The organism is Kitasatospora sp. NPDC047058, from assembly GCF_040643935.1.
Classification (GTDB): Bacteria; Actinomycetota; Actinomycetes; order Streptomycetales; family Streptomycetaceae; genus Kitasatospora.
Map to the genome: position 1 here is coordinate 1 of NZ_JBEYVJ010000620.1, position 3010 is coordinate 3010.

General features: G+C 69.2%; 3 protein-coding genes and 1 pseudogene. 2 read left to right on the forward strand and 2 right to left on the reverse strand.

The window, feature by feature from the left end; translation table 11 throughout:
* Both ABZ885_RS38390 and ABZ885_RS38395 read right to left on the reverse strand, forming a co-directional pair.
* The coding region (locus ABZ885_RS38390) for a contact-dependent growth inhibition system immunity protein (RefSeq protein WP_360199414.1) at positions 1-297 on the reverse strand (297 nt) is incomplete at its 3' end.
* A gap of 8 nt (positions 298-305) precedes the next feature.
* Positions 306-1772 (reverse strand): patatin-like phospholipase family protein, encoded by a 1467-nt coding sequence (locus ABZ885_RS38395; protein WP_360199415.1) that lies wholly within the window; start codon positions 1770-1772, stop codon positions 306-308.
* A gap of 351 nt (positions 1773-2123) precedes the next feature.
* Between ABZ885_RS38395 and ABZ885_RS38400 the strand changes: the two genes are divergently transcribed.
* On the forward strand, positions 2124-2252 hold the full coding sequence (locus ABZ885_RS38400; RefSeq protein WP_360199416.1) for a hypothetical protein: 129 nt from the start codon (positions 2124-2126) through the stop codon (positions 2250-2252).
* Positions 2253-2622: 370 nt separating this feature from the next.
* Positions 2623-3010, forward strand: a pseudogene (locus ABZ885_RS38405) (protein-L-isoaspartate(D-aspartate) O-methyltransferase); the annotation flags it as partial.

Here is a 3010-nt window from a genome sequence, read left to right on the forward strand (position 1 = left end):
GAGGCGGGGCCACTCGTTCCAGACGGCTGGACTTCTGGTCAGAACGGCCGACAGCAGATCGCCCGCGTACAGGTCGCCCTCGGCCATCGGGTCGTCCCGCAGAACCTCCAGCGCGAGCGGCAGAAGGTGCGCGAGTCCCACGTCCTGCCCGATCAATAGACGCATGTCCTCGACGGTCAGCCGGCCGATCGGCCGACGCCGAAGGGCATGCACCGTCGTAACAAGGCGACTTGCATCGGCCGACGGGGCCGGCCAGACGTCGCGCTCGAGCTCCTCCAGGGAGCGGTCACGGGCCATGGGTCGAGTCACCGGCCGATCGTCCCACGCCGCGGATCCGTTGCATGTTGCTCGGTGGCGGCGATCGGTAGGGCGCGCTCCGTCGAGCCGGAGGTGAAGGTGGAGGAGTTCACGTCGCCAGTGTCGTCCTGGCGAAGCGTCGCCTCCTCCCGGAAGAAGCGCTTGCCGACCAGGTATCCGTGCTCCTGCATCGCATGGATCCGCTTCCGGGATGCCCAGATGGTGGTGAGCCCGAGGCGCTTCTCGCAGAGGCGGACGTGGCACAGCTCCGGCAGTTCCGGTGCGGTCACGCCGTATCTGGCATCCAATGCTTCGGTGATGCCGGTCACGACCTTGCAGAAGGCCGATACGGATCGGGATTTGCGCATCCGGTAGGCCATGATGCACGCCGATGCGATGATCTCGGGTTCCTCGTGGTCCATCCGCGCGAGGACCTGCCGGCGGTGGGCCGCGCGCAGGCCCGAGACGAACTGTTCCCTGTCCCACGGCTTCCTGGCGATGTCCAGGATGACGATTCGGTCGAGTCCCCGGTGGAGCAGGGGGAAGACCGGGATGTTGTCGGCAGAGCCGCCGTCACGGAGGATCCTTCCGCCGTACCGGAGTCCGGGCATCATCCCGAGGGGGAGGGAGGCGCTGGCCACGGCAATGGTGAGGGAGCTCGCCAGGTCCTCGATCGGCAGGTAGCGGGCAGTCAGCGTCGGCCGCTTCGACGGGGTGACCCTTCCGGAGCCGACGTCCATGACCCGCTCGTAGGCCCACATGGTGGCGCGGCGGGGAGGGTAGTACTCGACGTTCGAGTAGTCGAATATGCGCTCCGCGACCGCCACGGTGGCGAACGCCTCCGGGGCGTCCTGCCGCGCCTGTGGTGCGCCGGAGGTGGCCTCGGCGATCCGGGCGTGCAGCCGGGTGTGGAACATCGTCAGTCCGCGGCCGTCGACGAATCTGAAGATCGCCGGCGCCTTCGTCAGAACGGCGTAGACCAGGAAGAAGAAGGCGTAGGCGCTGTACCGGAAGGCGTCGGATTCCGGGCCGTAACCGAACCGGCCCGCGAGGCCCACGTATCCGAAGGTGGAGAGCAGTGCCGGAGTGAAGCCGATGGAGTACGTGGAGAACTGGCTCCACGGGTTTCGCTGGTGGACCGGAATGGCCGACTCGGTGTCGGTGAACAGCTGCCCGATCATTCCGCCGAATCTGGATTGCCGGAAGAGGGCGTACTGCAGCATCCACGGCACCAGGAGGATCCAGCAGGTGCTGCGGATCGCGATGCCGACGGGGTTCGGACGGTAGAACCTACGGAAGCTGACCCGGTGGGCCCAGTAGGCGTACAGCTCCTCCGGGGTCAGGTGTCGCAGCAGCATGGCGTTGAGCGTTCCGACCGACGTGCCGCTGACGACTCTCGGGCGGAAGCCCGCCTCGGCCGCTGCTTTGAGGAAGCCCGCCTGGTACGCGCCGCGGAAGCCGCCGCCGGAGAGCACCAGCCCGACCCGCTCCCCCCGCCCGGGGCGTGATCCCGACGGGTCCCGGGAGCCGGGTCCGGCCTGGGCGTCTTCGGTCTCCTCGGACATGGGGGCGATGCTGCCACAGCGCGATGCCTGGCAGGGCCAAGTGCACTATTTCGCAACTGAGCTGACGCACATTTGATTTTGCGTGTGACCGCCAGACGGTCGGACTCGTAAGGCCACCTCGCGCCGGCCCTCGTGGTCGGTGGCGAGGTGGCGAGGTGGCGAGGTGGCGAGGTGTCGAGAAGCGGAGGCGCGCGGAGTAATGCGTGCCCCCATGGCGCCCCTGCGTGCTCTTGACGTGCCATCACCGAGGGATGGAGCGTCGTGCAAAACCGCGTAACCGACTTGGTGGGGGAGGGCGTCATAGCGCTACGGTTCGTGCTGGCCGTCCAGGGCCCCGGCATCGAGCTCCTGGCGGAGATCGGCACGACCTTTCATCTCCAAGGCCGCTGAGTCCCCGGGCTGAAATTCTGCAAACGCGTGCAAACGCATTGAGGGTCGACCCGGTTACTCCCTATCGTCGACCCGTCGCCCACAGTGACGGTCCGGGTCATCGGCTCCGGATGTGGGCGGCGAGTCGGGGCGGCCCCGGCCGGTGTGCGCAGCGGAGCGTGCCTGGCTGCGGCCCAGTCCTCCTCCCGGGATCCGTGAGGGCGGCATCACAGCGACGACAAGGAGGTCGGTATGAACATCGACGGAGGACACGGCGGCGGAGGTTCCGGCGGCGGCGAGGGAGACGGGCACCCGGGCACCCCGTGGACGCCACCGTCCGACCCGCCGTCACCCGACGGAACGACGCCGCCCGGGGACGGGGACACCGCAAGTGACGCTCGCATCCGAGCAGGAGGGCCGTCCCGCGCCGGGGCGGTCCTTCCCCGTCCCCGATTCCTGGGCGTCGGCCTTCGTCGCCGTGCCGCGCTCGCTGTTCCTGCCGGACCTGGTGTGGGCGCACGACATGACCACCGGGAACAGCCGGCCCGTCGACCGGACCGCGGACGAGCCGGGCTGGCTGGCGGCCGCGGCCGCGGACATCCCGATCGTCACCCAGTGGGACGACGGCGCGCACCAGGGCGCTGAGCCCGGCACGGTGCCGACCAGCTCCGCCTCGATGCCGTCGCTGGTCGCCTCGATGCTCGGCGACCTCCAGGTCGAGCCGGGGATGCGGGTGATGGAGCAGGGCACCGGCACCGGCTGGAACGCCGCGCTGCTCG